The 26,969-nt window shown below is 60.8% G+C and carries 33 protein-coding genes, 1 other RNA gene and 1 pseudogene; 19 read left to right on the top strand and 16 right to left on the bottom strand.

Going from position 1 to position 26,969, the window contains the following annotated elements; genetic code table 11:
- Nucleotides 1-5: 5 nt before the first annotated feature.
- Nucleotides 6-425, top strand: a complete 420-nt coding sequence (locus AADW23_RS13820; RefSeq protein WP_341861526.1) for a PaaI family thioesterase — start codon at nucleotides 6-8, stop codon at nucleotides 423-425.
- 109 nt (nucleotides 426-534) lie between these two features.
- Here AADW23_RS13820 and speD read toward each other — a convergent pair whose 3' ends face one another.
- Nucleotides 535-942, bottom strand: coding sequence for an adenosylmethionine decarboxylase (speD, locus tag AADW23_RS13815; protein WP_341861525.1), 408 nt, complete (start codon nucleotides 940-942; stop codon nucleotides 535-537).
- A gap of 269 nt (nucleotides 943-1,211) precedes the next feature.
- On the opposite strand from speD, the gene rplM reads away from it, so the two are divergent.
- From rplM to AADW23_RS13790, 5 genes and pseudogenes are all read left to right on the top strand, one after another.
- Nucleotides 1,212-1,676 carry a 50S ribosomal protein L13 gene (rplM, locus tag AADW23_RS13810; protein WP_341861524.1) on the top strand — a complete coding sequence of 155 codons (465 nt, stop codon included), beginning with the start codon at nucleotides 1,212-1,214 and terminating at the stop codon, nucleotides 1,674-1,676.
- Nucleotides 1,676-2,170 (top strand): 30S ribosomal protein S9, encoded by a 495-nt coding sequence (gene rpsI / locus AADW23_RS13805; protein WP_341861523.1) that lies wholly within the window; start codon nucleotides 1,676-1,678, stop codon nucleotides 2,168-2,170. Before rplM ends, rpsI begins: the two co-directional genes overlap by 1 nt.
- Before the next feature lie 619 nt (nucleotides 2,171-2,789).
- A pseudogene (locus AADW23_RS13800) lies at nucleotides 2,790-3,602 on the top strand (ABC transporter permease); the annotation flags it as partial.
- 248 nt (nucleotides 3,603-3,850) lie between these two features.
- Nucleotides 3,851-4,657, top strand: coding sequence for an ABC transporter permease (locus tag AADW23_RS13795; protein ID WP_341861522.1), 807 nt, complete (start codon nucleotides 3,851-3,853; stop codon nucleotides 4,655-4,657).
- Nucleotides 4,654-5,730 carry an ABC transporter ATP-binding protein gene (locus tag AADW23_RS13790; protein ID WP_341861521.1) on the top strand — a complete coding sequence of 359 codons (1,077 nt, stop codon included), beginning with the start codon at nucleotides 4,654-4,656 and terminating at the stop codon, nucleotides 5,728-5,730. The genes AADW23_RS13795 and AADW23_RS13790 overlap by 4 nt, the downstream gene beginning before the upstream one ends.
- A 90-nt stretch (nucleotides 5,731-5,820) precedes the next feature.
- On the opposite strand, the gene AADW23_RS13785 is transcribed toward AADW23_RS13790, so the two are convergent.
- Nucleotides 5,821-6,141 carry a sulfurtransferase TusA family protein gene (locus AADW23_RS13785; RefSeq protein ID WP_341861520.1) on the bottom strand — a complete coding sequence of 107 codons (321 nt, stop codon included), beginning with the start codon at nucleotides 6,139-6,141 and terminating at the stop codon, nucleotides 5,821-5,823.
- Between AADW23_RS13785 and AADW23_RS13780 the strand changes: the two genes are divergently transcribed.
- From AADW23_RS13780 to AADW23_RS13770, 3 genes are read left to right on the top strand one after another with little or no spacing between them, the layout of a single operon-like run.
- Nucleotides 6,140-6,895 (top strand): cytochrome c biogenesis protein CcdA, encoded by a 756-nt coding sequence (locus AADW23_RS13780; protein WP_341861519.1) that lies wholly within the window; start codon nucleotides 6,140-6,142, stop codon nucleotides 6,893-6,895. The two genes, AADW23_RS13785 and AADW23_RS13780, sit on opposite strands and share 2 nt — an antisense overlap.
- A gap of 41 nt (nucleotides 6,896-6,936) precedes the next feature.
- The gene (locus AADW23_RS13775; protein WP_341861518.1) at nucleotides 6,937-8,199 is read left to right on the top strand and encodes a hypothetical protein; all 1,263 of its coding nucleotides are present in this window, start codon (nucleotides 6,937-6,939) and stop codon (nucleotides 8,197-8,199) included.
- A complete protein-coding gene (locus AADW23_RS13770; protein ID WP_341861517.1) occupies nucleotides 8,196-9,563 on the top strand; it encodes a cytochrome P450 in 1,368 nt (455 codons plus the stop codon). Before AADW23_RS13775 ends, AADW23_RS13770 begins: the two co-directional genes overlap by 4 nt.
- On the opposite strand, the gene AADW23_RS13765 is transcribed toward AADW23_RS13770, so the two are convergent.
- The 6 genes from AADW23_RS13765 to AADW23_RS13740 form a co-directional block, all read right to left on the bottom strand.
- A complete protein-coding gene (locus AADW23_RS13765) occupies nucleotides 9,550-9,837 on the bottom strand; it encodes an N-(5'-phosphoribosyl)anthranilate isomerase (protein WP_341861516.1) in 288 nt (95 codons plus the stop codon). The genes AADW23_RS13770 and AADW23_RS13765 overlap by 14 nt on opposite strands.
- A 35-nt stretch (nucleotides 9,838-9,872) precedes the next feature.
- The gene (locus AADW23_RS13760; RefSeq protein WP_341861515.1) at nucleotides 9,873-10,100 is read right to left on the bottom strand and encodes a ribbon-helix-helix domain-containing protein; all 228 of its coding nucleotides are present in this window, start codon (nucleotides 10,098-10,100) and stop codon (nucleotides 9,873-9,875) included.
- Nucleotides 10,093-10,275, bottom strand: a complete 183-nt coding sequence (locus AADW23_RS13755; protein ID WP_341861514.1) for a DUF4169 family protein — start codon at nucleotides 10,273-10,275, stop codon at nucleotides 10,093-10,095. The genes AADW23_RS13760 and AADW23_RS13755 overlap by 8 nt, the downstream gene beginning before the upstream one ends.
- 6 nt (nucleotides 10,276-10,281) lie before the next feature.
- Nucleotides 10,282-11,670, bottom strand: coding sequence for a class II fumarate hydratase (fumC, locus tag AADW23_RS13750; protein WP_341861513.1), 1,389 nt, complete (start codon nucleotides 11,668-11,670; stop codon nucleotides 10,282-10,284).
- A 68-nt stretch (nucleotides 11,671-11,738) separates the two neighbouring features.
- Nucleotides 11,739-12,296: a methyltransferase domain-containing protein gene (locus AADW23_RS13745; RefSeq protein WP_341861512.1), complete on the bottom strand. Its 558-nt coding sequence runs from the start codon at nucleotides 12,294-12,296 to the stop codon at nucleotides 11,739-11,741.
- A 39-nt stretch (nucleotides 12,297-12,335) separates the two neighbouring features.
- On the bottom strand, nucleotides 12,336-12,836 hold the full coding sequence (locus tag AADW23_RS13740) for a ClpXP protease specificity-enhancing factor SspB (protein WP_341861511.1): 501 nt from the start codon (nucleotides 12,834-12,836) through the stop codon (nucleotides 12,336-12,338).
- A 320-nt stretch (nucleotides 12,837-13,156) separates the two neighbouring features.
- Between AADW23_RS13740 and AADW23_RS13735 the strand changes: the two genes are divergently transcribed.
- Both AADW23_RS13735 and AADW23_RS13730 read left to right on the top strand, forming a co-directional pair.
- Nucleotides 13,157-14,746, top strand: a complete 1,590-nt coding sequence (locus AADW23_RS13735) for a Hint domain-containing protein (protein ID WP_341861510.1) — start codon at nucleotides 13,157-13,159, stop codon at nucleotides 14,744-14,746.
- 118 nt (nucleotides 14,747-14,864) lie between these two features.
- Nucleotides 14,865-15,239: a VOC family protein gene (locus AADW23_RS13730; protein WP_341861509.1), complete on the top strand. Its 375-nt coding sequence runs from the start codon at nucleotides 14,865-14,867 to the stop codon at nucleotides 15,237-15,239.
- Nucleotides 15,240-15,273: 34 nt separating this feature from the next.
- On the opposite strand, the gene ssrA is transcribed toward AADW23_RS13730, so the two are convergent.
- Together ssrA and AADW23_RS13720 are read right to left on the bottom strand one after the other, a co-directional pair.
- Nucleotides 15,274-15,643, bottom strand: a transfer-messenger RNA (tmRNA) gene (ssrA, locus tag AADW23_RS13725).
- 3 nt (nucleotides 15,644-15,646) lie between these two features.
- Entirely contained in the window at nucleotides 15,647-16,246 is a 600-nt protein-coding gene (locus tag AADW23_RS13720; RefSeq protein WP_341861508.1) for a GntR family transcriptional regulator, read from the bottom strand.
- A 188-nt stretch (nucleotides 16,247-16,434) separates the two neighbouring features.
- Between AADW23_RS13720 and AADW23_RS13715 the strand changes: the two genes are divergently transcribed.
- On the top strand, nucleotides 16,435-16,908 hold the full coding sequence (locus AADW23_RS13715; RefSeq protein ID WP_341861507.1) for a hypothetical protein: 474 nt from the start codon (nucleotides 16,435-16,437) through the stop codon (nucleotides 16,906-16,908).
- Between the two features lie 436 nt (nucleotides 16,909-17,344).
- Here AADW23_RS13715 and AADW23_RS13710 read toward each other — a convergent pair whose 3' ends face one another.
- Both AADW23_RS13710 and AADW23_RS13705 read right to left on the bottom strand, forming a co-directional pair.
- Nucleotides 17,345-18,379, bottom strand: coding sequence for an extracellular solute-binding protein (locus AADW23_RS13710; RefSeq protein WP_341861506.1), 1,035 nt, complete (start codon nucleotides 18,377-18,379; stop codon nucleotides 17,345-17,347).
- 142 nt (nucleotides 18,380-18,521) lie between these two features.
- On the bottom strand, nucleotides 18,522-19,259 hold the full coding sequence (locus AADW23_RS13705) for a GntR family transcriptional regulator (protein ID WP_341861505.1): 738 nt from the start codon (nucleotides 19,257-19,259) through the stop codon (nucleotides 18,522-18,524).
- 102 nt (nucleotides 19,260-19,361) lie between these two features.
- Between AADW23_RS13705 and AADW23_RS13700 the strand changes: the two genes are divergently transcribed.
- From AADW23_RS13700 to AADW23_RS13690, 3 genes are read left to right on the top strand one after another with little or no spacing between them, the layout of a single operon-like run.
- The gene (locus AADW23_RS13700) at nucleotides 19,362-20,306 is read left to right on the top strand and encodes a DUF2182 domain-containing protein (protein WP_341861504.1); all 945 of its coding nucleotides are present in this window, start codon (nucleotides 19,362-19,364) and stop codon (nucleotides 20,304-20,306) included.
- A 10-nt stretch (nucleotides 20,307-20,316) separates the two neighbouring features.
- Entirely contained in the window at nucleotides 20,317-21,033 is a 717-nt protein-coding gene (locus AADW23_RS13695) for a DUF1326 domain-containing protein (RefSeq protein WP_341861503.1), read from the top strand.
- Nucleotides 21,030-21,542 (top strand): DinB family protein, encoded by a 513-nt coding sequence (locus tag AADW23_RS13690; RefSeq protein ID WP_341861502.1) that lies wholly within the window; start codon nucleotides 21,030-21,032, stop codon nucleotides 21,540-21,542. The genes AADW23_RS13695 and AADW23_RS13690 overlap by 4 nt, the downstream gene beginning before the upstream one ends.
- Here AADW23_RS13690 and AADW23_RS13685 read toward each other — a convergent pair.
- Nucleotides 21,539-22,003, bottom strand: a complete 465-nt coding sequence (locus tag AADW23_RS13685; RefSeq protein WP_341861501.1) for a hypothetical protein — start codon at nucleotides 22,001-22,003, stop codon at nucleotides 21,539-21,541. The genes AADW23_RS13690 and AADW23_RS13685 overlap by 4 nt on opposite strands.
- A 75-nt stretch (nucleotides 22,004-22,078) precedes the next feature.
- Between AADW23_RS13685 and AADW23_RS13680 the strand changes: the two genes are divergently transcribed.
- Nucleotides 22,079-23,182 (top strand): dimethylsulfoniopropionate demethylase, encoded by a 1,104-nt coding sequence (locus AADW23_RS13680; protein ID WP_341861500.1) that lies wholly within the window; start codon nucleotides 22,079-22,081, stop codon nucleotides 23,180-23,182.
- Nucleotides 23,183-23,233: 51 nt separating this feature from the next.
- Nucleotides 23,234-24,226: an acryloyl-CoA reductase gene (acuI, locus tag AADW23_RS13675; protein ID WP_341861499.1), complete on the top strand. Its 993-nt coding sequence runs from the start codon at nucleotides 23,234-23,236 to the stop codon at nucleotides 24,224-24,226.
- Nucleotides 24,227-24,235: 9 nt separating this feature from the next.
- On the opposite strand, the gene AADW23_RS13670 is transcribed toward acuI, so the two are convergent.
- Complete coding sequence (locus tag AADW23_RS13670; protein WP_341861498.1) at nucleotides 24,236-24,694, bottom strand: Lrp/AsnC family transcriptional regulator; 459 nt, start codon at nucleotides 24,692-24,694, stop codon at nucleotides 24,236-24,238.
- Nucleotides 24,695-24,811: 117 nt separating this feature from the next.
- Here AADW23_RS13670 and AADW23_RS13665 point away from each other — a divergent pair, with 117 nt between their 5' ends.
- The gene (locus tag AADW23_RS13665; RefSeq protein ID WP_341861497.1) at nucleotides 24,812-25,018 is read left to right on the top strand and encodes a DUF6356 family protein; all 207 of its coding nucleotides are present in this window, start codon (nucleotides 24,812-24,814) and stop codon (nucleotides 25,016-25,018) included.
- Nucleotides 25,019-25,804 (top strand): class II glutamine amidotransferase, encoded by a 786-nt coding sequence (locus AADW23_RS13660; RefSeq protein WP_341861496.1) that lies wholly within the window; start codon nucleotides 25,019-25,021, stop codon nucleotides 25,802-25,804. It abuts the gene before it with no gap.
- Here the strand turns inward: AADW23_RS13660 and AADW23_RS13655 are convergent.
- Nucleotides 25,801-26,556, bottom strand: a complete 756-nt coding sequence (locus AADW23_RS13655; RefSeq protein WP_341861495.1) for an SDR family oxidoreductase — start codon at nucleotides 26,554-26,556, stop codon at nucleotides 25,801-25,803. The two genes, AADW23_RS13660 and AADW23_RS13655, sit on opposite strands and share 4 nt — an antisense overlap.
- 13 nt (nucleotides 26,557-26,569) lie before the next feature.
- The gene (locus tag AADW23_RS13650) at nucleotides 26,570-26,959 is read right to left on the bottom strand and encodes a hypothetical protein (RefSeq protein ID WP_341861494.1); all 390 of its coding nucleotides are present in this window, start codon (nucleotides 26,957-26,959) and stop codon (nucleotides 26,570-26,572) included.
- Nucleotides 26,960-26,969: the final 10 nt, after the last annotated feature.

Raw genomic sequence — 26,969 nt, 5'->3', positions numbered from 1 at the left:
GAGCAATGGGCGTGATGATGCAGGCGGAGGAGATTGCGGAGTATCTGGACGAGGTGTTCCCTCAGGTCCGCGGCGATTTTGTGATTGAGGAGGTGGCGGACCGCGCGGTGCGCATTCGGATGCCCGTGGCAGAGCGGCATTTGCGCCCCGGCGGCACAGTGTCGGGCCCGGCGATGTTCGCGCTGGCGGATGTGTCCGTCTACATTGCCGTATTGGCGATGAAGGGGCGGGAAGCATTGGCGGTGACCACGGGGGGCTCGTTCGACTTTATGCGCAAACCTGTCGCCGGGGTTGATCTGATCTGCGAATGTCGCCTGCTGAAGATCGGCCGGGTATTGGCGGTGGGGGAGTGTCTGATCTTCTCGGAAGGGATGAATGAGCCCGTGGCAAGGGCGTCGATGACCTATTCGATGCCGCCCAAGTGAGTCTTTTTGAGGCGCCCAAGGGCGCGGGAGGGGCGCTGCCCCTTTGCGGCATTTCCAAGAGAAATGCCGCATACCCCGGAGGTGTATTTGCCAAGATGAAGGGGGAGCCTCAGTCTTTGGGGGCGCCGCGGTGCAGTTCTTTGAGATCTAGGTGGGCGGGGGTGAAGGCAGCCTTCAGAATCGGGATGGCGGCGTGGGGATCGGTGGCCCCGCACATGAAGATATCGAAGGCGGCGTAGCCGATCTCGGGCCATGTGTGACAGGAGATGTGGGATTCCGCGAGGATCGCCATGGCGGTGACGCCCTGGGGAGAGAAGCGGTGCGAATGGATGTGCAGGAGCGTGGCGCCGGTGGCTTTGGTCGCGTGGCGGAGGGTCTGTTCGATGAGGGCTTGGTCATCGAGGTTTTGCGCATCGTGCAGATCAATGATTAGGTGCGTGCCCGCGTAGGTCTCGCGGCCCTGGTGGGTCAGGTGCGGGGCGGTCTGGGGGGGCGGTGTGTTGGGCGTGTGGGTCATGGGGCGAAGATGGGCGCGAGGCCGCGGTGGCTGCAAGGGGGAAAAGAGGCTCATTGGTGGGAATGGCGGTGGAATTGCCGTGAAAGGGGCGCGAAAGTATGGGGTAAAATAATACCTTAATTGTAAGGCATTGCTTTTGCATCGTTTTGTGATGGTGGCTGCCCTTGACGCGGGCGCAACAATGCTTAGAAGACATCCAATGTTCGGGGGGCTTGCCCTCCATTGTTTTTCTTGGGTGCGTAACGCATCTACCCGTAAGGAAATACACCATGAAAACCTTCTCTGCCACGCCGGCGGATATCGACAAGAAATGGATCATCATTGACGCCGAAGGCGTCGTGTTGGGCCGTCTCGCGTCTGTTATCGCCATGCGTCTCCGCGGCAAGCACAAGCCGTCTTTCACGCCGTCCATGGATATGGGCGACAATGTTATCGTGATCAACGCCGACAAGGTGCAGGTCACGGGCAACAAGCGTGACAAGCCCAACTACTGGCACACCGGCTACCCGGGTGGGATCAAGTCCCGCACCACCGGTCAGATCCTTGAGGGCAAGTACCCTGAGCGGGTTCTGATGCAGGCCGTCAAGCGCATGCTGCCCGGCGGCAAGCTGTCGCGCCAGCAGATGACAAACCTGCGCGTTTATGCGGGCGCCGAGCATCCCCATGAAGCGCAAGATCCAATCGTTCTCGACGTCGCGTCGATGAACTCCAAAAACACACGGGGAGCGAAATAATGGCTGAGACCCTGACATCGCTCGAAGAGCTCAAAGGCTCTGTCGAGGGCGTTGACGCAGCAGCTCCTGCTGTTGAGACCATCTCCCGCGAGCCCCAGCGCGACGCGCTTGGCCGCTCTTACGCCACTGGCAAGCGGAAGGACGCGGTCGCCCGTGTCTGGATCAAGCCCGGTTCCGGCAAGATCACCGTGAACGGCAAAGACATGCCCGCGTATTTCGCGCGTCCTGTGTTGCAGATGATGCTGCGTCAGCCGTTTTCGGTTGCCGGTGTTGAAGGTGAATTCGACGTCATGGCAACCGTTAAGGGCGGTGGCCTTTCCGGTCAGGCCGGCGCGGTTCGCCACGGCGTTTCCAAAGCATTGCAACTTTACGAGCCCTCTTTGCGGGGCGCGCTGAAAGCGGCAGGTTTCCTGACCCGCGACAGCCGTGTGGTTGAGCGTAAGAAGTTTGGTAAGGCGAAAGCCCGTAAGAGCTTCCAGTTCTCCAAGCGCTAATCGCTTTGCTCCAAAATCAAATCAAGCGCGGCTTCTGCCGCGCTTTTTTTGTGGCTAACCGATGGGTCAGGCCCTTTTGGCGGACCTTTTGGGGGCGTTAGCCTTTTCTTGACTAATCAGAACTTATTAATCAATTATTAACATATTGCGACATGGCCGAGCCAAGCGGCTATGGGCAAAAAGTGTTGCACTGTGCAGGGAAATTTCACTCCGGCACGTGATATTCATATTTTTGTAGTGCCTGGACGCTTTTTGCGGTCAGGTCGGAGTATTTGAAAACGGACAGAAGTGTTCGCCGAGGGCGGAGCAAATTGCGCTTTTTCAACTGCAAGAGATGTGACCACGCGATGCGATATGGGGCATCCCACTGCGGCGCCTGCTGGGAGCCGACACCCGCCTACAACCGAAAACCACTGCTGGTGTCACTTTTGATTCTTGTGGCACTTGCCCTTGTCGCCGCAGCTTTCCAGACCCTTTGACCCGGCGCACAAGCACGGGGAAAAATGCCTTGACGGTCATCGCCGTGAGGTAAAATTCTGCTGCCTGAAACCTTCCTCTTGTGGTTAACGTGGTAAACGGCAATCGTGGTCTGATCGCTGAAAAGGGGACGCGGCGCGCAATGGGGATTGGTTTGTCGAAAGACGCGAAGCAGGGGTTGATTATTGTCAGCCCGGCCTTGGTCTATGCGGTTCTTTTATTGGCGGTGCCGCTGCTGACGATCATTCTGTTCAGCTTCTGGACGCAGAATTTCCTGACAATCGACCGCACGCTGACGCTAGAGAACTACGCCGAGGCGCTGACCGATCCGCTTTACCGGGCGTTGATGCTGCGCAGTTTACGGATATCGGCCTCGGTCACGGCGGTGACAGTGGTGCTTGCCTTCCCGATTGCCTATTTCATCAGCTTCTACGTGCGTCCGCAGAAGAAGGCGCTTTGGCTGTTTCTGATTACCATCCCGTTTTGGACCAGCTACCTGATCCGCATCTTTTTGTGGCGGGTGATCCTTGCCTATGACGGGCCAGTGAATGGCACGTTGATGGGACTTGGACTGATTGATGAGCCGCTGTCTTTCATCCTCTATAACGCCAATGCGGTCGTCATCACGCTGGCCCATGCCTTCGCGCCCTTTGCGATCCTGCCGATTTTCGTGAGCCTGGAGAAGATCGACCGCAGCTTGCTGGAAGCGGCCCGTGATCTGGGAGAGGCCACGGTGATGACCTTCCTGCGTGTGACCTTGCCCCTTGCGATGCCGGGCGTGCTGGCGGCGGTCTTGATCGTGTTTATTCCGACGGTGGGCGATTACGTGACGCCAAAGCTGGTGGGCGGATCGGGCGGCACGATGATTGCCAATATGATCTATGTGCAGATTTTTGACCTGTCGAACCGCCCCATGGGGGCAACTTTGGCGGTCTTTGCGATGGCCAGCGTGACGATCACGCTGGCTTGGGGGATATTGCATGTCCGGTTCTGGGTCCACCTTTCGGACAGCATCGGCGGCGGGTTAAGGGGCACCGGTTTGACGCTGGCTGCCGCCGTGGCAGAGATTGCGGCTCTGCGGTGGATCTTTCTGAACGGCGATCCCTATTTCGGGCCAGCGGGCACCTTGGGGCTGATGGCCGCGATCATGGCAGGCGGCGCGATTGCCATTGCCGTTCTCTTGCCCAAGGGGAGGTGGGGAATATGAGAATTTCCGCTCTGGGCGTCTTTGCCGTGCTCTATCTGATCTTTCTTTATGCGCCGATCATTTTGCTGCCGGTGTTCGCTTTCAATGACGGCACGATCATTGCCTTCCCCTTGCAGGGCTTCACCTGGGGATGGTTTGCAGAGCTGCGCAACATCCCGGCACTCCACGAGGCCACGGTTAACTCACTCATCATCGCGGTGTCGGTGGCGATCTTGTCGACGACCCTTGGGCTGTTCGCCGCGCGCGCCGCGACGCGCCACGACTTTCCCCTGAAAGCGGGAATCATGGGGTTCATCATGCTGCCCCTTGTGCTGCCCGAAGTGATCGTCGCGATTTCGCTTTTGGTGGTGTTGATGCAATTGGGGCTGAACACGTCGGTCTATACGATCATTGGCGGGCATACGTTGCTGTGCATGCCCTTTGCGATTGCAATCTTGCAGGGCAGTTTCTCGGGCCTTGATAACAGTCTGGAGGAAGCGGCGATTGATCTGGGAGAGACGCGCTTGGGCGCATTTCGACTGGTGATATTGCCGCTGGTGACGCCGGGAATTGTGGCCTCACTGCTGATCTGCTTCATCATCAGCCTTGATGAATTTATCATCGCCTTCTTCCTGTCCGGCAATGAGCCGACCTTGCCAGTATACCTTTGGGGCCAGTTGCGCTTTCCGGCACGGCTGCCGGTGGTCATGGCGCTTGGCACCATCCTTGTGGCCCTGTCGATCATGCTGTTGATCGTGGCCGATATCTTCCGCCGCCGGGGCCTGCGCCGGGCGGGCCAATCTGATGCCGGAGGGTTCTTATGACCGACGCGCTTATCTCGTTGCAGAACGTGAACAAATACTACGGCGATTACCATGCGCTGCGCGACATCTCGGCCCAGATTGGCAAGGGGGAGTTCTTCTCGCTTTTGGGGCCATCGGGCTGCGGGAAGACGACGCTTCTGCGGTCGATTGCCGGGTTTGAGGAGATATCCTCGGGCGTGATTACGCTGTCGGGGAAGGATATGGTCGGGGTGCCGCCGAACTTGCGGCCCACGAATATGGTGTTCCAAAGCTACGCGATCTTCCCGCATTTGACAGTGGAGCAAAACGTGGGCTTTGGCCTGCGCCGAGCCGCGATGAATGCGACGGAAAAGACCCGTGCCATTGGGCAGGCGCTGGAGATGGTCGGGCTGGGACATTTGGGCCGCCGTGCCGCCCACGCCCTGTCGGGCGGGCAACGCCAGCGTGTTGCCTTGGCGCGCGCGTTGATCCTGAAGCCAAAGGTCTTGCTGTTGGATGAGCCCTTGTCGGCGCTGGACCGTAAGATGCGCGAAGAAATGCAGGTGGAGTTGATGAAGCTTCAGCGGGAAGTGGGGATTACCTTTGTTCTCGTGACCCATGACCAGGAGGAGGCCCTGGTCATGTCCGATCGTATCGCCGTGATGTTTGAGGGCGAAATCGCGCAGCTGGACGATCCAGAGGTCCTGTACCGGCGCCCTGCCAGCAAGCGGGTGGCGGATTTCATCGGGGTGATGAACTTCCTGCCCGCCCATGCAACGGCAGATGGTGTGGATGTAGCAGGACTTGGCACGGTGGCGTTGGAGGCTGCGCAGATGCCGGGGGGCGCTGTGGTGGGAGACTGCTCCGTCGGGTTGCGGCCGGAGACCTTGTCGATCCTTTATGAAGGAGACGCGACACGGGCGCGGGAGACGGAGGGTCGGGTCGAGGAAGTCGTCTACTACGGGGACATGACCTACTACGACGTGACATTGGACGGCGCGGCGCGGCCGGTGCGGATTTCGATGCGCAATGTTGTCGGGCGTGAAGTCCTGGAGGTCGGCGCACGGACCCGGGTGGCGTGGGATCCGAGGGCAATTGTGGCCTTTGGCGCCTAAGAGAACGCGGGCGGCGGGATTTTTGGCAGGCGGCGGATTGAGTTGTACTTGCCAAGATGAAGCAGGAGCGCGGCGCTTGGGGTCGCCCCCCTAGGCGCTTTTTTGGACCGTGTAGGCGGTTGTGCTTTCGTCGATTTCGGTGGCCGAGAGCAAGCTGTGGCCTTGCTCGGCGCAGAAGTGGGGCACGTCGATGAGGGCGGCGGGATCGGTGGCGAGCAGGCGCAGGGTGGTGCCGGGGGCTGAGGCCTCCAGCGCTTTGCGCAGGCGCAGGACGGGCAGGGGGCAGAGCAGGTCGCGGGCGTCGATATCAATCATGTCTGCGTGGATAGGGCCACGGTCGGGCGGCGTCCACGGGAATGTGACCGAGCGCCCCCGTGACGACAGCGGGTAGGCAGCATAAGGGTGGGGCATGTTTGGAATTGATCTTTTTGATGCCGCGATTCTGCCGGCCATGGTGGTGGCCCTGACCGCCGGGGTGCTGAGTTTCCTGAGCCCCTGCGTGTTGCCGATCGTGCCGCCCTATCTTGCCTATATGGGCGGGATCTCCATGAGCGATATCCAGAACGAGGCACGGGCGTCACGGCGCAAGGCCTTGTTGGCGGCGGTGTTTTTTGTGATGGGGCTGTCGACGGTCTTTGTTTTCCTGGGCTTCACCGCATCCCTGTTGGGGCAGTTTTTCTTGCAGAACCAGATCCTTCTGGCGCGTATCTCGGGCGTTGTGGTGATCATTTTCGGCCTGCATTTCCTGGGCGTTTTCCGCATTCCCTTGCTGGACCGTGAAGCGCGTTTGGATGCGGGCGACAAGGGCGGCTCGACCCTGGGGGCCTATGTGTTGGGCTTGGCCTTTGCGTTTGGCTGGACGCCCTGCATTGGCCCGCAGTTGGGGGCAATCCTGTCGATCGCGGCGCAAGAGAGCAGCGTGCAGAGGGGCACAATGTTGCTTGGCGTCTACGCGGTTGGTCTGGGTCTGCCGTTTCTTATTGCGGCCGCCTTTATCGACCGGGCGCAGGGGCTGATGGCGCGGCTGAAACGCCACATGGTGCTGATCGAGCGGATCATGGGCGGGCTTTTGATTGTCGTGGGCTTGGCCCTGTTGACCGGGGCGTTTTCGGCCTTCTCTTTCTGGTTGTTGGAAACCTTCCCAGCCTTGGGGCAATTGGGTTAATCGGCCCTAGCCCTGCCGCAATCCGGGACTATGCTGCGCCTATGACGCAGGTTCACAAACGCCATGTTCTCTATATCCCCGGTTTCGACCCGGTGCCGCCCCGTGCGTATCGCGAGAGGTATCGGCGCGAGGCGGCGTTGCAGGCCGACATCTCTGGCTACCGGATCGAGAATGGCACAGCGCCCAAGGGCGCGCGTTTTGGCTGGCACGTGGATGCGCAGATCGAAGGGGCAGAGGTTTCGACCGATCTGGAGGTGCTTTACTGGGCCGATATTGTGCGCAAGGGGATGAGCGCGGGCGTCGCGGGGACCTACTGGCAATTGCTGCGCACGGCGTGGATTTACATCAGCTCGGGGGCGTTGTTTCGCCTGATGCGGCTGCGCAAGGGCCCGGTAATTGCGGCGCTGTACCCGGTTGCGGTGCTCCTTGGCCAGGCGCTCCTCGCGGGGGGGCTGTGGTTCGCGGTGTTCTTGGGCTTCATGTATGTCAGCGAAGAGGTCTTGGCGCTGATCGAAGGGCGCGCGTGGCTCTTGCAAAGCGACTTCGGCGCACGCGCGTGGTTTGCCATTCTGGTGCTTGGCCCGATTACGGCGTGGCTTTTTTTGCGATGGTGTGCGCGAAGGGATCACTTGCTGGCGTGGTATTTGATGAAGGATTACGCCTTTTCGGCCCAAGCTTGGGGGGCGTATCCGGCGGAGCAGGAGGATCGGATGCGGGCCTTCACCGACCGGATTGCAGAGGTCTTGCAAAGCGACGTCGATGAAGTTCTGGTCGTTGGCCATTCATCGGGCGCCTATATCGCGGTGTCGGTTCTGGCGGATCTGATCCGGGCGGGGCGCGTGCCAGAAGACGGCCCAGAGCTGTCGTTGCTAACCCTTGGGCACGTCGTGCCAATGGTCAGCTTCTTGCCGAAAGCCACCCGGTTGCGGGCTGATTTGGCCTTCATGGCCGCGCAGGATGTGGCTTGGGTGGACGTGACCGCGCCGGGGGATGGGTGTTCGTTCGCGTTGTGCGACCCGGTCGCCGTGTCGGGGGTGGCGCCTGTGGGCAAGACGGGGCCCTTGGTCCTCTCGGCCGCCTATACGCAAACCTTGAGTGCCGCGCGGCAAAAGGCGTTGAAGTGGCAGCTGTTCGAGCTGCATTTCCAGTACCTCAATGCCTTCGATAATTTGCCCGATAGATCAGACGCTTACGACTACTTCCGCGTGACCGCCGGGCCGCTTACGTTGGGGGCGCGGTTTGCCAATCGTGCGCCCTCTGCGAGCCGAATAGAGACACCCGTGAACAAGTTTACCGACCCATGAGCGATCTGCCCCCAAAGCCGCCTGCGCGCGCGGATCGCGTGTCGCTTTGGCGCTACATGCGGCTGTTTCGCGAGGACATCCTGTCGGCGCAGCCAGCGCGGCTTTATCACGCCTGGATGGCCGAGTTCCGCACGCCGTTTTTCCGGTCGTACATGGTGAATGAGCCTGCTTTGGTAGACGAAGTCCTGAAGGCGCGGCCGATGGACTTTCCGAAATCGGACCGGGTGGGCGAGGGGTTGCGGCCGCTCTTGGGCAATAGCGTGTTCCTCACCAACGGGGAGACGTGGAAACGCCAGCGCCGGATCATTGATCCTGCGTTTGAGGGCGGGCGCCTGCGCGACACGTTCCCGGCGATGTGGGCGGCAGGCGAAGCAGCGGTGGCGCGGATGGGGGAGGGGCTGCAAGGCCCCGCTGCCCCCATGGAGATTGAAGAGGAAATGTCCCACGCGGCCGCCGACGTCATCTTCCGCACCCTGTTTTCGCTCCCCATCGAGGCTGATATCGCGGGCCGCGTGTTCCACGAATTCCGTGCCTATCAGCGCACGCAACCGATCCTGAACGCGGCCGCCTTCGTGCCTCTGCCGCGTTGGCTCCCGCGCGGACACCGGGCCAAGACCCGGGAAACCGCGCGGAACATTCGGGCCCTGATTACGCAGATGACCGCCACCCGCATGGCCGAGATTGAGGCGGGGAACGCCCCCGATGATCTGGCGACCAAGATCATGACCACCGCCGATCCAGAGACCGGAGAGAGGTTTACCACCCAAGAAATGGTCGATCAGGTCGCGATCTTCTTTTTGGCGGGCCATGAAACATCTGCCTCGGCCCTTGGGTGGGCGCTGTACCTGTTGGCGCGCTACCCAGAGTGGCAGGATAAACTGGCGCAGGAGGCGTCGAGGCTGCCCGACGTCGCGGACTTCGCCGTTGTGTCGAGACTGAAACTGACCCGTGATGTGTTCCGCGAGGCCCTGCGCCTTTACCCGCCGGTTCCCATGATGGTGCGCGAGGCCACGTGCCCAGAGACGTTCCGCAAGCGGGCTGTGAAGCGCGGCAGCCAGGTGGTGATCTCGCCTTGGCACCTGCATCGACAAGACCGGCTCTGGGATAACCCCGATGGCTTCGATCCGGGGCGCTGGCATACGGATAATGGCAAGACCTGTATGCGCGAGGCGTTTATCCCGTTCTCCGCCGGGGCGAGGGGTTGCACCGGAGCGGGCTTTGCCATGGTGGAGGGGGTTTTGTTGCTGGCGATGCTTTTGCGGTCGTTTCGATTTGAACGGATCGAAGGGGATGATCCGGTGCCCGTCGCTTATCTGACGGTGCGGGCCAAGGATGGCATCCGGCTGCGTGTTAGCCGCCGGTAACTGAAGCGGCACCGGGGGGCGGGTTCCCACGACCGGGGCCAGAGGCCAGAATGGCCACGGGCAACGTATTGCAAAACACGACGATATTGCCGTCGTTTTCCAGCGCCCGAAACTTGCGCCGATCCAGTTCCTGTTTGAAGCGCTCCATCCCCGCACCCCGTTTCACGGCCTTGACCGAGATCCGGAACAAGCCGCCGTTATGGACGCCGGGGCAATCGAACGTCTGTTCAATCCATGTTTCGGAAGGATCACCGGTGGGCGTATTGGCTGTCATGGGGCAAACGCTACTGGACCGAGCTTAACAGTGACTTAAGGCTGCTCAGATTTTGCGGCGTTCAGAACATAGACCCGAATGGCAGAGGCCAGCCCCGCACTGACGCCGCGGGCGGCATCAATTTCGGCCACCAGCGCGTTGACCGACAGGCCCCGGTCTGTCGCGATGGCTTGCAATTCGATCCAGAAGGCATCCTCTAGCGACACGGAGGTGCGGTGTCCTTGCAGAGTGAGGGAGCGTTTGCGGGGGCGGGCGTCAATCATCGTCGCGCCCATGCCCCTCAAGCCGCTTTTCGGCCAAGGCCTTACGCGCGGCTTCCAGATCACGCTCGGCCCGTGTGCGGCCATGCTTCACGGCGTTTTCGTCCGCGCTTCGCTTGGCCGCGTCGCGCGCGCGCGCTTTGCGCGCGCGGTTGAGGTTGATGGGCGCGTCCGCCATGGCCGCTTACTTCGGGCCGATCATCTGCTCGGGGCGGACGACCTTGTCGAAGGTTTCTTCATCCACGAAGCCCAAGGCGACCGCCTCTTGTTTCAGGGTGGTGCCGTTCTTGTGGGCGGTCTTGGCAACCGTGGTGGCGTTATCGTAGCCGATGGTCGGTGCCAGCGCGGTGACGAGCATAAGCGACTCGTTCATGATCTTCTCGATCCGCACGACGTCTGCCTTGATGCCTGCGACGCAATTGTCGGTGAAAGCCACGCAGGCGTCACCGATCAGCTGCATGGACTGGAGCACGTTATAGGCCATCATCGGCTTGTAGACGTTAAGTTCAAAATGGCCCTGCGATCCGGCGAAACCCACGGCGGCGTCGTTGCCAATGACATGGGCGCAAACCTGCGTCATGGCCTCGCACTGGGTCGGGTTCACCTTGCCGGGCATGATCGAGGAACCGGGCTCGTTCTCGGGCAACATCAACTCGCCCAAGCCGCAGCGGGGGCCGGAGCCGAGCAGGCGGATATCGTTGGCGATCTTGAACAACGCGGCGGCGGTGGTCTTCATCGCGCCCGACATGGCGACCATGGCATCGTGGGCGGCGAGCGCCTCGAACTTGTTGGGAGCGGTGACAAACGGCAAGCCAGTGATCCGCGCCATGTTGGCGGCGACCTCTTCGCCCCACCCTTGAGGCGTGTTCAGGCCCGTGCCCACGGCGGTGCCGCCCTGGGCCAGCTCGTAAATATCGCCAAGGGCAGTTTCCACACGCTCGATGCTTTTGAGGACCTGATGGGCGTAGCCGCCGAATTCTTGCGCCAGCGTAAGCGGCGTGGCGTCCATGGTGTGGGTGCGCCCGATCTTGATGATGCCGTCAAACTCGGCCACTTTTTCCACCAGACAGGCGTGCAGCTTGCGCAGGCCGGGCAAGGTCACGTCCCGCGCCGTCATGGCGGTGGCGATATGCATGGCGGTGGGGAAGGTGTCGTTGGAAGACTGCCCCATATTGCAATGATCGTTGGGGTGGACGGGATCTTTCGATCCGATCGTGCCGCCCAAGATCTCGATCGCACGGTTTGCGATCACTTCGTTGGAGTTCATGTTGGACTGGGTGCCAGAGCCCGTCTGCCACACGACCAGCGGGAAGTTGTCGTCCAGCTTGCCGTCGATCACCTCTTGCGCGGCCTCGAGCATCGCGTCGCCGATGCCGTCCAGCTTGCCACGGGCGATGTTCGCCTCAGCACAGGCGCGTTTGATCACGCCAAGGGCGCGGACAACGGCCACGGGCTGCTTTTCCCACCCAATGGGGAAGTTCATGATCGAGCGCTGCGTCTGCGCGCCCCAATATTTGTCAGAGGGAACCTCCAGGGGGCCAAAGCTGTCGGTTTCGGTGCGGGTGGTGGTCATGGGCATGTCTCCGGTATGCATTTGTATGCCGTCTATCTTTGGCCCGCCGGGGCGTCCATGCGACAGCTTTACTCTTGGGAAAAACGATACACGCGCGCGGGGGGCATGTTCCACCAAATCTTGTGGCTTTTGCGCCATGTGAGGCCCAATTCATCACGCACCGCTTTGGTCACGGGGGGCTTGGGGCCATAGGTGAACTGTACATAGTCGCCGCCGGGCGCGACCAGCTTGGCAAACCCGCTTAAGATATCGCGTTGCAACTTTGTGGACATCGACAGCAGCGGCAGCCCCGACACCACCGCCTGCACACCACTCAGGGGCAGGGTGCCGCACTCGCCCGCGCTCATCTGATGGACGTTCAAGCCGGGAAACCGAGACCGGAGGCGGTCGCAAAATCCCGGGTTCATCTCGATCGAATGGCAATTCTCCGGCGCAATCCCGGCATCCAGAATGGCCTTGGTGATACTGCCTGTGCCAGCCCCCAGCTCCACTACCGGGCCTCTGGTGGGGTCAAGCTCACGTGTCATTTCGGCGCACAGCACGGCAGAGGAGGGGGCGAGGGCCACTATTTGATGGGGCCGCCGCAGCAATTGCCCCATGAAGAGCGCGAATTCACTGGAGGCCATGGGGCAGAAATCCTTGAAAGCCGGAGCGCGTGGCAGGGTCTAATGATTGCGTCGGAACGTATCGAGGCTCACAACCTCTGCCTCTTGCGTTTGGCTGTCGCCGTCATCGCCCGTTTTATCATCGGAATCGTCCGGCCCGCCGAAGGGCGGCGTGGGATCATCGTCCCCGTCTTCATCATCAGACTGCTCGAACCGCCAGCCAAACTCCACCGACGGGTCCACGAAGGTCGCAATGGCATCGAATGGGATTTCCAACCGCTCCGGCGCGTCACCGAAGTTGAGGGTGATGGCAATGCCGTCTTGGTTGACCACCAGATCGTCGTACCAGTTCTGGATCACGATCATCATCTCTTCGGGGTATCTTTCGCGCAGCCAATCGGCCAGCCCCACATCGGGGTGGCGGGTATCGAAGGTAATGAAAAAATGGTGCTCTCCGGGCAGACCATCGCTGGCAACGCGGTTCAAGACCTCTCGGATCACGCCGCAGACGGCCTCGTGCATAAGGCGGCCATAGGGGATGGAAGGAGGGGTATCAGACATTACGCAATCGCCATATCGTTTGAGCAGACACGGGCATTGTAGAAGATTCGCCAGCGGATGTAAGACGCGGTTTGGCGGAGCACCCGGGCCCAAGTGCTCCGGGCGGTTTTAGGTGCCGAACGCAGCAGACACCGGGATAGCTTGCCCGGCAGGCCCGACAACTGCCCAGAAATTGCGCAAGCCCCGCCGCAAGACCGCCACTTACGACAACTGTGACGTGTCGCAAATTGCTTTCCCCTTACTTCAAGGGTATCCACTAATTATCTTTTTAAAACAGTTACTTTTTCCATATCGGAAACAATCGCCACTGGGGGTGCGCTATGGTTTCGTCTACCGATACACAGTCCGGGTCCGACTCCGGCACTATAAACGGGATCGACGTGGGCCTGACCGCGACGCTGCCGGCCTATGCCACCGATAGCTTTGAAGTTGGCGCTGACATCACAACCGGCGCCTCGACGCAGGACATCAACGTGGCCCTGGTGATTGATACATCAGGCTCTACCGCGAACAGCTCTGGCTCTGATGTGGACGGGGACGGCGTGAACGACACGTTTCTGGAGGCCGAGAAACTGGCCGCCAAACAGGTGTTCCAATCCCTGATGGATGCAGGCTACGCCCCCGAAGACGTGACCATCACGCTGATCGAATACAACAGCAACGGCAACACTCTGGGTCATTTCAACCTGAACGAGCAGAGCGCGTTCGACGCGGCCGTCGATGGCCTGACGGCGGGTGGCGGCACCAACTTCGAGCAGGGCTTGGACGAGGTCGTGGATGCATGGCGCGCCACGACGACCGATGGCAATGCCGACGACAACCCGGAAAGCGAAGTCACCTCGAACGACAACAACCTTGTGCTGTTCCTGTCTGACGGGCGCTCCAACCGGGGCAATCCCAACAGCGAAGTGAACGAGCTGGAGAACGAGTTTGACGCCGACATAACCGCCATCGGCATTGGCTCGGGCGCGGTGCTGGGGCAGTTGAATGCTCTCGACAACACGGGCGGGGCCGACAAGATCACTGACCTGACGCAGCTAGAGGCGTTGATAACCGCGCCCCCACCGCTGCCGGAATTGAACTACGTGGAAATCGTGGTGAACGGCGTCGTGCTGGAAACCATCCCTGCCGATGATCCGCGTATCGTCGAGACGCCCCTGGGTCTGCGCATAGATTGCGCCGAGGTCACGGGCTATCCCTACAATGTGGGGGACTCGTTGGATGTAGAAGTCCGCGCGGTCTTCGAGCCCACGGGCGAGGCGCTGAGCGTTAGCGGTTTTGCTGTGCCGCTGTTCGTTTGCTTTACACGAGGCACCCATATTCTGACCCCAGCCGGGCAACGGGCGGTTGAAGACCTGAGCGTCGGCGACCGGATCGTGACCCGTGACCACGGCGTTCAGGCGATCCGCTGGATTGGCGCCACTCATTTGCCCGCCGCAGCACTGGCCGTGCGCCCCGATCTGCGCCCGATCCGCATCAAAGCGGGCGCATTGGGCCCGGACACGCCGATGCGCGACCTGTGCTTGTCGCGTCAGCATCGGGTCTTGGTCCGCGATTGGCGAGCGGATCTGTTGTTTGGTAGCCCCGAAGGCGTCCTGACGCCCGCGTTTACCTTGGTGAACGACCGCGACATCCGCGTCGATGACGGCGGGGCCGAGGGCGTGGAATACTTCCACATCGCCTTTGACACCCACGAAGTGATTTATTCCGAAGGTCTGGAGACCGAAAGCTTCCACCCGGCCTCGGATACGGTCTCTGTCCTGAGCGAGCCTCAGCGGGAGGAGCTTTATGCGATTTTCCCTGAACTCGAAGACGGCATCGCCGACATGCCCGCCGCCCGTGTGGGCCTGAAGGGCCGTGACGGTCACGCGCTGAACACGCGCCGCATTCGGATGACTGCTGCAGAGTAGGCGCGGCTTAGACGTAACGATACGGAAGCGCCCTGCCGGAACCGGTAAGGGCGTTTATATGTCCGCGCTGTGCCAGAATGATCTTGCCACATAGCCCCAAACGCACGACGCTTCCCCCATGTCCCAATCCCGGCGCGCAATCTCTTTCGTAGCAACGGCCATGCCCGATCTGGCAGAGGCGTTTTACAGCGATACTCTCGGGCTGACGCTGACCGAAAAGTCGCCCTATGCCTTGGCTTTTGCGGACGGCGACGCGGTTTTGCGGGTACAGATCGTCCAGACCTTCACGCCCGCGCCCTACACTTCCCACGGGTGGGAGGTTCCTGATATCGCGCAGGAGGTGGCGGATCTGACTTCCAAAGGTGTGGCGTTCGAGCGTTTTGAGCCGCTGAATCATGACGCGATGGGGGTGTGGACAACGCCCGATGGACACCGGATCGCTTGGTTCAAGGATCCCGATGGCAACATCCTTTCCCTGACGCAGCGTGCGTGATCGCCATTGGCAAAATGGCATCGCTGTGAGGGAAAGTGCAGGCTTCTGTTGCCAGGTGCCTGCGAACCCCGCCTAACGCGGCTAGGCGTTAGGGCTTAAAGTCGGCGACTAAGACAGCTTACGCTGCGATAGCCATTGCCGGAGCACGGTTGTCATTTGCAACTGTACGATGTGAACCGATAACGGTGGTATCTCACCGGGACAAAGCTAACCCCTTTAGACGTTCGTCGATCCTATTTCGACCCCATAGCCAACCCGCAAATGACGGGGCCCCAAGATTGGGATTTGGTGGAGTCGCCGGGTACCGCCCCCGGGTCCGATCCGCTTATTACGAGCGCGTTTATGTCCATAGTCCCCGAAGGAACATGCAACACATAGGCGGCTGTGCCGCTGCGATCAAGGGGCGCTTAGGGCAGTTGTGCCTCCAAAAGCGCACGTACGGTGCCGATCCGGGTGGCATTGGCCATGCGCTCCATCACTTCGGGTAGGCGGCTGTCCTTGCCGTCGGACGATTGCGCCGCCTCTGCGATCCGCCAGCGGAACAAACGCCACAGCGCGGCTTTCAACGCCTCGGCCAGAATGTCACTGGACATCTCCTGGCTAATTACCGCCAGAGAGGTGGCGCGGATCTTGAAGTTGGTTTCAAGGTCAATGGCCTCGGTGGTGCTGACCTGCCGTTCCAAAGCAACGATATAGGCGTTTGCTTCAACCGACAGGGGCTTGTCGCCCTCGATATCTGCACCGACCCGCAGCAGCGAAAAGGCAAGCTCGATGTCGAGATCGCGGCGCGATTCATCCAGCGGCGACACCACCGTGCCCACGCCCGAGCGTACTTCGACCAAGCGTTCATAGGCCAGACGCTGCAACGCCTGCCGCACGGGAGTACGTGAAACGCTGAACTCCTCAGCAAGCGCCTGTTCATGCAACACCGGGCTGGCGGTGGGCGGTTCGAGGCAAATGCGCTTGCGCAGCGCATCTGCGATAGACGCGGCGTTGTGTTTTGACAATTCAGCCATCCTTAGAGCGATTGCGTTGCGACTGCATTCGGATAGGCGTATCTGTATACAGGAGCAAGCGAAAGCAACTAAAAATGTCAGATATTCAATCGTCACCGCGTTCAGACTCGACCCCGAGCGCGCGCCTCCAGGGCAGTATGCGGGCCGTTATCCCCCATCCCTATGGAGGCAAAGTCGCAATGACGGGCTTTCCCGGCCTCGAAACGGGCTTTGACGGTTCAGCGCTTTTTACCCCGGAACTGTGCCGTGAAACACTGATGGGACTCTACGCCCAAGGTGCCCGTGACCTGTTTGTCATGGTTGAACCGGACGAGTTGGACGAGGTTGGCTTCCAATTACTGGAAACCACCGCGTCAGAGGTGGGGATGTCGATCATCTACTACCCCATCCCTGATTATTCTGTCCCCTCCGAAGAACTGACGACCGCATGGATGGCCCGTCGCCCCGAGCGTGAGGCCCTTTTGCGCGGCAACGGCACCATCGCCTTCAGCTGCCAATACGGGGCAGGGCGCAGTGGTTTGATGGCGTGCTGGACATTGATGGAAGCGGGCCTTTCCGCCGATGAGGCGATTTCGTTGGCGCGCACTCATTTCTCGGAAGCCGTTGAAAGCGGGTCACAAAAAGCGTGGCTGCACGCGCTTGTTACGGGGTAGCCACGCCTCTGGCGTCCCAATTCTCCGCTCTAGCGGTTCTTTACACGCGTAAATATACTGTTGCCATACACAACCACTCATGTATACACGTACAGGAGAGGACGCGATGCGATGGAAGCGTGCCTGGAGAAATCCAGAATTTGCATCGCGCTCCGGCCCCCACAGGTGCAGCCAGCTACCCGTGTCATGGTTGTAACTGTGGGGGACACTCTCTTCTGGTACCGAGTGTTTTGTAGCGAGTGTCTTGTACCGAGTGTTTTGTACCGAGTGTGTTGGGTGCGAGTGCTTTGCAGTTTACGAGTGAAGGTCTCGGGTTTTAATGCTGTTGGGGTGAAGCAACTAGGTTGCTCTCAAAACCGGCAATGACCTTAAACTAAAGGCGCCCCGTTCTTTCCGGGGCGCCTTTTTTTGTTTGGACTGTGTGGGAGTGGGGGCTTTAGAAGCCCGCCTTGATCCGCTCGAACGCTTCGGCTTGACGCTCACGCTGTTCATTGGAAATTGGCAATTGCGCCAGAACCGGCACCGTCACTTCGCCCAGACCTGCGGCTTCCATTGCTTCGGTTCCCAAAGCTTGCAGGGCTGCGTCATTGGCCGAGCCGAACCCGTCGTTCAGCAAAGGACCAGCGGAGGCGTCGGAAAGCACGGCGTTCACGTAATCATAGGCCAAGCTCTCGTCAGCGGTGCCTTCGACCATGTTCACATAGCCGCAAAGCCACACAGAGGAGCCTTCCGTCGTGTTGCGCGAAAATCCGACGTTGAAGCCTTCTTCGGCCATTGCGACCGGCACTTCGTTCCAGACCCAGGCGGCCAGGACTTCGCCGGAACCAACCAGTTGGCTGATCTCGGCAGGGTCCGTCCAATAGGTGCGCAGGTTGCCGTGAATGCCCCGCAGCCAAGCGGTGGCGGCGTCAAACTCGGCGTCGGTCACGTCGGACCAATCGGTCACGCCGGTGGCCAGATAGGCCAGCGCATAGGCGTCGTCCACGTTGTCGGGGATCGACAGGCGGCCCGCATAGGCGGGGTTGTTGAAGATCTCAAGCGAGGTCACATCATCCGCCGACAGCTCATCCGCGTTGTACGCCACAGCGGTAGAGCCATAATCCGTCGGCAAGAAGAACAGCTCTTCGCTGCCCGCCAAAACGTCTTGGCCCACAAGGTCCGCGTTCAACGTGGCGAATGCGGCGATCTGGTCCGTATCCCACGCCTCAATAATGCCCGAGGCCTGCCAGCGCGGCACGGAGCCCGCACAAATGTGGGTTACATCGGACTGAAACCCGGCCAGAAGCCGTTGGAATGCTTCATCTTCGTCGCCGAAGAAGACAAACTCCGGCGCGCCATGGGCATCCACGAAAGGTTGATGGAAAGACGGGTTCTCAAATCCCGAATAGTCAAAGACCGTCAGGTCCTGAGCCGTGGCAGGCAAGGCAAACGCCAGAGCGATTGCAGAGGTGAGAAGGGTAGTTTTTTTCATTGTGTAGACATCCCTGTTGAGACCTTGAATGTAAGGTTGCCGCAAAGATTAGGGCCGGGGACAGGCAATCTCAAGCGTTTGAAGGCATCACGCCGCACGATTTCAGGGAATAAGCAGCATTTTGCAGGGACGGCGCCGGGACTTACTTGGCGGCGGTTTGGGCGCGGGCGGCAAAGACCGATTGCGCAAGGGTCTTGGTGTAGCTTTCCAGCTTCGCCAAGGCCTCTGATACCGCCGTGCCGTCGCGGGCTTCGGCCGCGTCGGCGATGCAGGTATGCAAGCGCACGATCTCTTCGCGGTTACGGGCGGTGAAGGTGATCATGTTCATCAACGGTTGCATCGCCTCCACCGCGCCCGCCAGTTGGTAGGACATCACCGGATTGTCGGCCCCGTCCACCAAGGCCCGGTGAAACGCCACGTCCGAGGCGCAAAACGCCTCGTCGCTCAGGCCCGGCTGCCCTTGGCGCAGCGTCTCCACCCGCATCGTGGCCAGATGATCGGCCGTGCGCCGTTTGGCAGACAGATCGGCGCAGGCCCGCTCCAACGCAAAACGCGCCTCGCAGGCAGTGTCGAAAGCCACGTCGTTCATTCCCAACAGCAGGGTCGAAGTGGTGATATGTTGGCCATAGGCGTCCTCATAGGACAGACGGTTCACGAAAGCCCCGCCAAAGGCGCCCCGTTGTGTGCGGATAAGCGATTGCGCTGCAAGCCGCTTCAGCGCCTCGCGCACCGTCGATCGAGACACCTTAAAGGTTTCAGACAGTTCCGCCTCTGACGGCAAGCGCTCGTCCACGATCAACGCGCCCGAGATGATCGCATCCCGGATCGCCGTGGCAATCTGCGCCGATAGGTCGGCTTTGCTGTTTGGGTCGATTTTCATTTGTCAGACATTTAATTGTCTGACATCACTTTGGGCAAGTAGATTCGCCGCGCCGTATCTAAGTGCGTCTCAGCGGCAACGAAGAAGCGGGAGAGTCTTCGCATGACCCACACGATCAAATCCGCCCTCTGGCTTGGGTTTTTCACGGTCATTTTGGTGTCTTGGGTCGTTTTGTACCAGATGAGCACCGGCATGGGCCTCGACCTGATCGGCCGCCCCGCGATGGACATGCCCATGGCACAGAGCGCCGCCGAGGACATGGGCGGCATGGATATGCCGAGCATGGAGGAGGGTTCCCCGCCCGCCGCAGGCGCACAAGAGGTACCCGCCGCAGTTGAACAAGAGGCACCCGCCGCAGGCGAGATGGCTATGCCCATGGCGATGGAAGGCATGGATATGGCCGATATGGATATGGGCAACATGGATATGTCGGCCATGACCCGCTTCGGCCCCTTGTTTGGCATGTGGTCGATCATGATGGCCGCGATGATGTTGCCCACCCTTGTGCCAACCCTGACAAACTACGACCGCCTGATCGCCTCGGCCGATGGGACGCGGGCCGGATGGCTTGGGGTGCTTGCTGGCTATTCCATCGTCTGGATCGGGGTCGCCGCGCTGTTTGCTGTCACGCAGATCCTGCTGCTGCGTGCGGGGCTGATTGATATGATGGGCATCGCCTCCAACACATGGATCGCCGGTAGCCTTCTGCTCGCCGTAGGCGCGTTCCAGTTCACCCGCGCGAAAGAGGTCTGCCACGGCGTCTGCCACGCCCCCATGACTTACTTCCTCGGCCATTGGAAAACCGGGTTCCGGGGCGGCATCCGTATGGGGATGGGCCTTGGCGTGTTCTGCGCGGGCTGCTGCTGGGGCTTCATGGCCCTGGGGTTTGTGGGCGGCATGATGAGCCTTCTCTGGATGGGCCTCGCCACGCTTTTCATGGTCCTCGAGAAACTGCCCCAAATCGGGCATTATGTAACCAAGCCCCTTGGGGGTGCACTGATTATCGGCGGATTGGGCGTGCTCGCCTATCCGTTCATCGCTGGATAGGGAGACCACCATGAGCCTCAAGAAACGACCCGACGCCGACCGTCTTGCCGTCAGTCAACGCATTGATCAGCGGATGGAAAACCCCAAACGCCGCAAGATCACGCCGCGCGATTGGGCGATCAAGGGCGAGTTGATCCTAAACTGCTCGTGCACCGTATTCTGCCCCTGTGTCGTATCCTTGGGCAAACACGAACCGACCGAGGGTGACTGCAAGGCGTGGATGGGCATTGCCATTGATGAAGGCCATTTTGAGGGCGAAGACCTGTCGGGCCTCAACGTCGGTCTGATGGTCTATATCCCGGGCCGCATGGCGGACGGCGGCTGGCAGGTGGCGGCCTATGTGGACGATCGCGCCTCGGGCAAGGCTTACCAAGGGCTGCTGGAGATCTTCTCGGGCGCGGCGGGTGGCACCACGGGGCTGTTCACGCTTCTTGTGTCTGACATCGTGAATGCGGAACGCGAGAAGGTCGAGATCACCCGTGATGGCAACAAACGTGGGCTGTTTGTCGGCAAGAAGATCCAGGGCGAGGTCCAAATGCTTGATGGGGGCAACCCCGATCACCCGGTGATGATTACCAACTCCAAATACTGGATGGGCCCCGATATTATCGCGGCCAAGGGCCTCAAATCCCGTGTGCGGGACTTCGGCAAGATGTGGGATTTCTCCGGCAAATCCGCCGAGATTTGTCCGATTGACTGGTCCGGCTCTGCGGGCGGCAAGCGGTGATCAGCCCCGACTACGCCCGCTATATGGCCCGCTACAACGCGTGGCAAAACCAGTGGATGTATCAGGCCGCCGATGGCCTGACCGAGGCGCGGCGCGAGCAAGACCAGGGCGGATTTTGGGGCGGCATCCGCACGACCCTGTCGCATCTGTTTTGGGGCGACACCATCTGGATTTCGCGCTTTGATGGCGGGCCGGGGCCTACCATGGCGATGGATACGTCGCGGGGCTATGATTGGCCCACGCTGATGGCGCAACGCCCCCAGCTTGACGCGCGGATCGCGGCTTGGGCGTGGTCCACTGACGATAGCGATTTTGCGGGCGATTTCAGCTGGTTCTCGGACGCAATGCAGCGCGATTTCACCATGCCCAAAGCGGTTTGCGTGATGCAGTTGTTCAACCACCAAACCCACCACCGAGGCCAGGTGCATCAGATGCTTACCAGCCTCGGCGTGAAAACCACGGACACCGATCTGCCGTTCATGCCGGACGAGGTGCCGGAATGGCTTTAGCGGGTCTGTGCCATGGCCGCGTAATCGCTGCGGCCGATGTAGTTGATATCCTCAAAGCCCCAGCTTGTATCTTCGGGGCTGTCGAGGGTCAGAACGATGGCCATGTAGCGACCTTGCACGCCCGATCCAAGGGCGGCGGGGCCGTTCGCGCCCTCGATGGCGAAGGGCACGATAGCTTGGCCGCGTGTGTTGTAGCGGACCGGCAAGATCATACCGTCCCAGCCGCGGCCCGCGGCCCCTCGGGTGCCCTCGAACAGCTCTGCCGGGCTCTCGCTGCCATTGGAGATGGCATTGAAGAACTCCGCGTTGGTCTCGTTCGAGAATGGCGCAATGGCGTTTACATCTTGCTGCACATACCCATGCAAAATGGCCGAGGCGACGCGGTCCGCGCCGATGTCCTGGGCCGTGGCAATAGAGGTCGTGGCCAGCACCGACAGCGCCGCGAATGCAATTCGTTTCATGTAAATATCCCTTGGGTTGTTTCCGGCAATTGTAACGCCACTTCCCCTCACACGCCAAGGTAAGGAGACCCTCACATGGCCCTGATCTCTCCGTCGCGCCGTCTGCGTCGTACCCCGTTTTCCGACGGGGTCGAGGCCAGCGGCTGCAAAGCCTACACCGTTTATAACCGTATGCTTCTGCCCACGGTGTTCCGGTCGGTGGAAGAGGATTACCACCACCTGAAATCTGCCGTGCAGCTGTGGGACGTATCGGTGGAACGTCAGGTTGAAATTCGCGGCCCCGATGCAGGGCGCTTGGTGCAAATGCTCACGCCCCGGGACCTGCGCGGCATGCTGCCGGGGCAATGCTACTACATGCCTGTGGTGGACGAGACAGGGGGGATGCTGAACGATCCGGTCTTGTTGAAGCTGGCCGAGGATCGCTGGTGGATCTCCATCGCGGACAGTGACCTTCTGTATTGGGTCAAGGGCGTGGCACAGGGCTACCGCTTGGATGTTCTGGTGGACGAACCCGATGTCTCTCCGCTTGCGGTGCAGGGCCCTCAGGCGGATGCGCTGATGGCCCATGTCTTTGGCGACGCCGTGCGTGATATCCGCTTCTTCCGCTTTGGTTGGTTCGAATTTCAGGGCCACGACATTGTTGTCGCGCGGTCGGGCTACTCCAAGCAGGGCGGGTTCGAGATTTACGTTGAGGGCTGGGATATCGGAATGCCCCTTTGGAACGCGCTGATGGAGGCGGGGCGCGATCTGGATGTTCACGCCGGATGCCCCAACGGGATTGAGCGGATCGAGGGCGGCTTGCTTAGCTTCGGCAACGACATGACCGATGACAACACCCCCCACGAATGCGGCCTCGGCAAATTCTGCAACACGGCCACTGCGGTGGGTTGCATCGGCCGCGACGCGCTGTTGCGGGTGGCGAAAGAGGGGCCGGTGCAGCAAATCCGCCCCATAGCAATTGATACCGATACCCTTCCGCCATGCGACCGGGTTTGGCCGCTGATGGCTGGAAAGAAGCGCGTGGGGCAAGTGACCTCTGCCGCCTATAGCCCGGATTTCCAGGAAGGCGTGGCGATTGGCATGGTCCGCATGACCCATTGGGACGCGGGGACGCAGTTGCATGTGCTGACCCCGAATGGGTTAATGCCAGCCGAAGTGCGCGACGGTTTTTGGATTTGATTGCAGGCCATTACGGCGCAATCTTAAAGTGATACATAAAGGAGTGACGCAATGACGTTCAACGCTTTGATCGTAGAAAAGAATGATGAGGGCAAGACCAGCGCCTCGGTCCAAGCCATCACTGAAGATCGGCTGCCCGACGGCAATGTGACAGTCGCGGTGGAGTATTCCACCCTCAACTACAAGGACGGCCTTTGCGTCGGCCCCGGTGGCGGTCTGGTCCGCAATTACCCGCACGTGCCGGGCATCGACTTGAGCGGCACCGTGGAAGCCTCTGACGACGCACGTTATTCTGTCGGCGACAAGGTGGTGCTGACCGGTTGGCGCGTGGGCGAAATGCACTGGGGCGGCTATTCCCAAAAGGCCCGCGTGAATGCCGATTGGCTCGTACCTTTGCCGGATGGTCTGACAACACGTCAGGCAATGGCCGTGGGGACCGCTGGGTTCACTGCGATGTTGGCCGTGATGGCGCTGGAAGATCACGGCCTAACCACTGGAAATGGCGAGGTTTTGGTGACGGGCGCGGCCGGCGGCGTAGGCTCTGTCGCCACGGCGATCCTTGCGGCTCGCGGGCACGAGGTTGCAGCAGTCACGGGGCGGCCCGAGACGGGGGATTACCTCAAATCCCTTGGTGCCGCCCGCATCGTCGCCCGAGAGGAGCTGAACGAGACCACCAAGCGCCCGCTGGAGGCCGAAACATGGGCCGGTTGCGTGGATGCCGTGGGGGGCGACATGCTGGCGCGGGTTCTGGGACAGATGAAATATGGCGCTTCGGTTTCTGCCGTCGGTCTTGCAGGTGGCGCGGGGCTTCCGGCGACGGTGATTCCGTTCCTTCTGCGTGGCGTGAACCTTCTGGGCATAGACTCGGTCATGCAGCCCTATGAAAACCGCGTCCGCGCGTGGGCGGCGATTGCCAAAGACCTGCCGATGGACAAGCTGGAAGCAATGGTGGAGCCCGCCACGCTCGCCGACTTGCCAGAGCTTGGCCGCGCCATCCTGAAAGGCGGCGTTCGGGGCCGTGTGGTCGTGGATGTGAATGCCTGAATGGCAGGGTCAAAGGGGGAGGGCGCTGCCCTCCTTCAACTCCTCCATGACGAAGCTGGCCGAGACATCGCCCATTTCAATCCGGGCGATAAGGCGTTGATATAGCTTGTCATAATCGGCCATGTCCGCGACGCGCGCGCGGATTAGATAGTCCAGATCGCCGGTCATGCGGTAGACACCCAAGATCTCGGGCATGGCACGCACGGCGCGGCGAAATTGATCCAGCCAATCGGCGGAATGATGCGCTGCGCGGACTTGAATAAACACCATCAGTCCAAGACCTACGGCGGCAGGGTCCACCACGGCGACGCGGCCGGTCAGAACGCCCCGATCCTCCAGCGCCTTCACCCGTCGCCACACGGCGTTGCGGGACAGGCCGACGTGCTGGCCAAGTTCCTCTAGCGGTTCATCGCAGCGCTGTTGCAAACGGGCGAGTATCTTCGCGTCCATTGGGTCAAGACTTATCATAACCCTCTCATAGTGGGAAATTTTCCACAAGTCACCGACAAGCTGCCGAATTTTTGGGAGCTTTGCACACGTCTCCTGTGGCAATCTGCAAAAAACACTCACCAACAGGAGCAGACCATGATCCGCCGCGTATTCCTCGACCATCCCGCAGACGTTGACGAAAGCTATCTTGAGCATATGGCTTTCGCCGGAAAGTTCAGCGTTAAACTATTTGCCGCCGCCGGTGCTGCCGCGGTCCACGCGCTGATCCCTTGCCTGTTTGAAAAGACCGCCAGCAAGTTGATCGCCGAGATGTATGCCAAGACCCACAACCGAGGCGCGTGAATGTGCCGTTGGGCCGCCTATCTGGGCGAGGCGATCTATCTTGAGGAATTATTAACCAGTCCGGGCCATTCTCTGATCACCCAGAGCCGCGCCGCAACGGAATGCAAGACGGCAATCAATGCCGATGGGTTTGGCGTGGCTTGGTATGGGGACCGGGCGGAGCCGGGGCTTTATCGGGACGTGTTCCCGGCATGGTCGGACCCGAACCTCGCATCCTTGGCGCGCACGGTTAAAAGCGGTGCATTTCTGGCCCATGTGCGGGCCTCGACCGGGGCGGCGACCAGCCGCAACAACTGCCACCCCTTTGCCCATGGTCGGTGGAGCTTCATGCACAATGGCCAGGTCGGGGGCTTTGACCGGTTCCGCAGGCACGCGGATATGGGCGTGTCAGATCGGCTATACTCGCACCGGAAAGGGGCCACGGACAGCGAGTTGCTGTTCCTCTATGCGCTGGAAGGCGCTTTGGATGCCGACCCCATGGGCGCGATGCTTGCCGCGCATTGCACCCTGGAGGCGATGTCGCTGGCCCAAGGAACCACACCGCATCTGCGCAGCTCTGCCGCGTGGAGCGATGGAAAAAGACTTTTCGCCCTGCGCCTGTCGTCCGACCACATCGCGCCCTCGGTCTATTACCGCTGGAGCGAAAGCCGCAACGGGTGGGCTGTGGTGTCAGAGCCGCTGGAAGTCGGGCAGGGCGGTTGGACCGAACTACCCCCCGGTCACGGCGCGGTGTTTGAGGGGACAACGGTGGACATTCAGCCGCTGGAAATCCGCCAAGTGGCCTAGATGGAGCCCGCCTCGACCATGTAGTTATGGGCCGAGCACATGGCCGCGTCGTCGGAGGCCAGGAACAGCGCCATGCGCACCACATAGATCGGGTCAATCGGGTCCGGCAGGCACTGGCGGTTGAGTTGCGATTGCAGCGCCTCTTCCGTCACCCACAGCTCTTTCTGCCGCTCGGTCATGATCCAGCCGGGAACGATGGTGTTGACCCTGATGCGGTGCCGCCCCAGATCGCGGGCCATGGTGCGGGTCAGCCCGTGGGCCGCCGATTTGGCCGTGGCATAGGCGGGAAAGCCGCCGCCTGCCTCCCACCACGAATTGGACCCCATGTTGATGATCGAGCCTTTGCCCGCCGCGATCATCGCGGGGGCGACGGCTTGGATGGCGAAGAACTGATGGCGCAGGTTGGTGGCTTGGCGGTCGTCCCAGTATTCGGGCGTGACCTCGTCCCATTCGTGGCGGTCATCGCGGGCGGCGTTGTTGACCAAGACCTCTGCCGGGCCGTTCACCTCTACCAGCTTGGCGAAGGCGGCCCGCAAGGCTTCGATGTCGCGCAGATCGCACGCCGCAAAGGCCGCGCCTGTCTCTGCCGCGATGGCCGTCCCTGCGGTTTCGTCCAGGTCCACAAACCCCACCTTCGCGCCCTGTTCCGCAAAGGCGCGAACCATGCCCGCGCCAATGCCCGACGCGCCGCCGGTGATAATGACAGAGGCGCCGTTGAGGCTGGGGTAGGTCGCGAATTGAGGTGAGGTCATGGAAGGCTCCGGATTAGGCTGAGGGGGCGCGCGCGTCGTAGTTAACCCGAATGGTCACGCCGCCGCTGTTGTCGCGATAGCTGTCGTTGATGAAAAACGTTAAGATGCGCCATCGGTCCAGCTCAAAACAAAGAGACGCGGGGTTTTGAACCGCTTGCTCCGGTGTCGGCCATTGGGCCGAATGCGCCCTCAGCACCGTTGACGAGGTGTCCGAGAAGCCATCGCTCATCACGGAAAAACCGGTCTGCCATGTGCCTTTGTACCTTGGTGTCCACGCCATGTAGTCGTCTGTGCCGCCCCTGGTCGCGGTCAGCTCATACAGCCCGGCGGGCGCGCGCATTGTCACAAAAGGCGGATGGGTTGCGGTCGGACTGGGGGACAGAATGACGTCGTAGGTTTGCATGGGAAATCCT

The organism is Gymnodinialimonas sp. 57CJ19 (genome assembly GCF_038396845.1).
GTDB lineage: Bacteria > Pseudomonadota > Alphaproteobacteria > Rhodobacterales > Rhodobacteraceae > Gymnodinialimonas.
The sequence above is the reverse complement of the archived record's forward strand: the minus strand, read 5'-3'. Positions and strand labels throughout refer to the sequence as shown.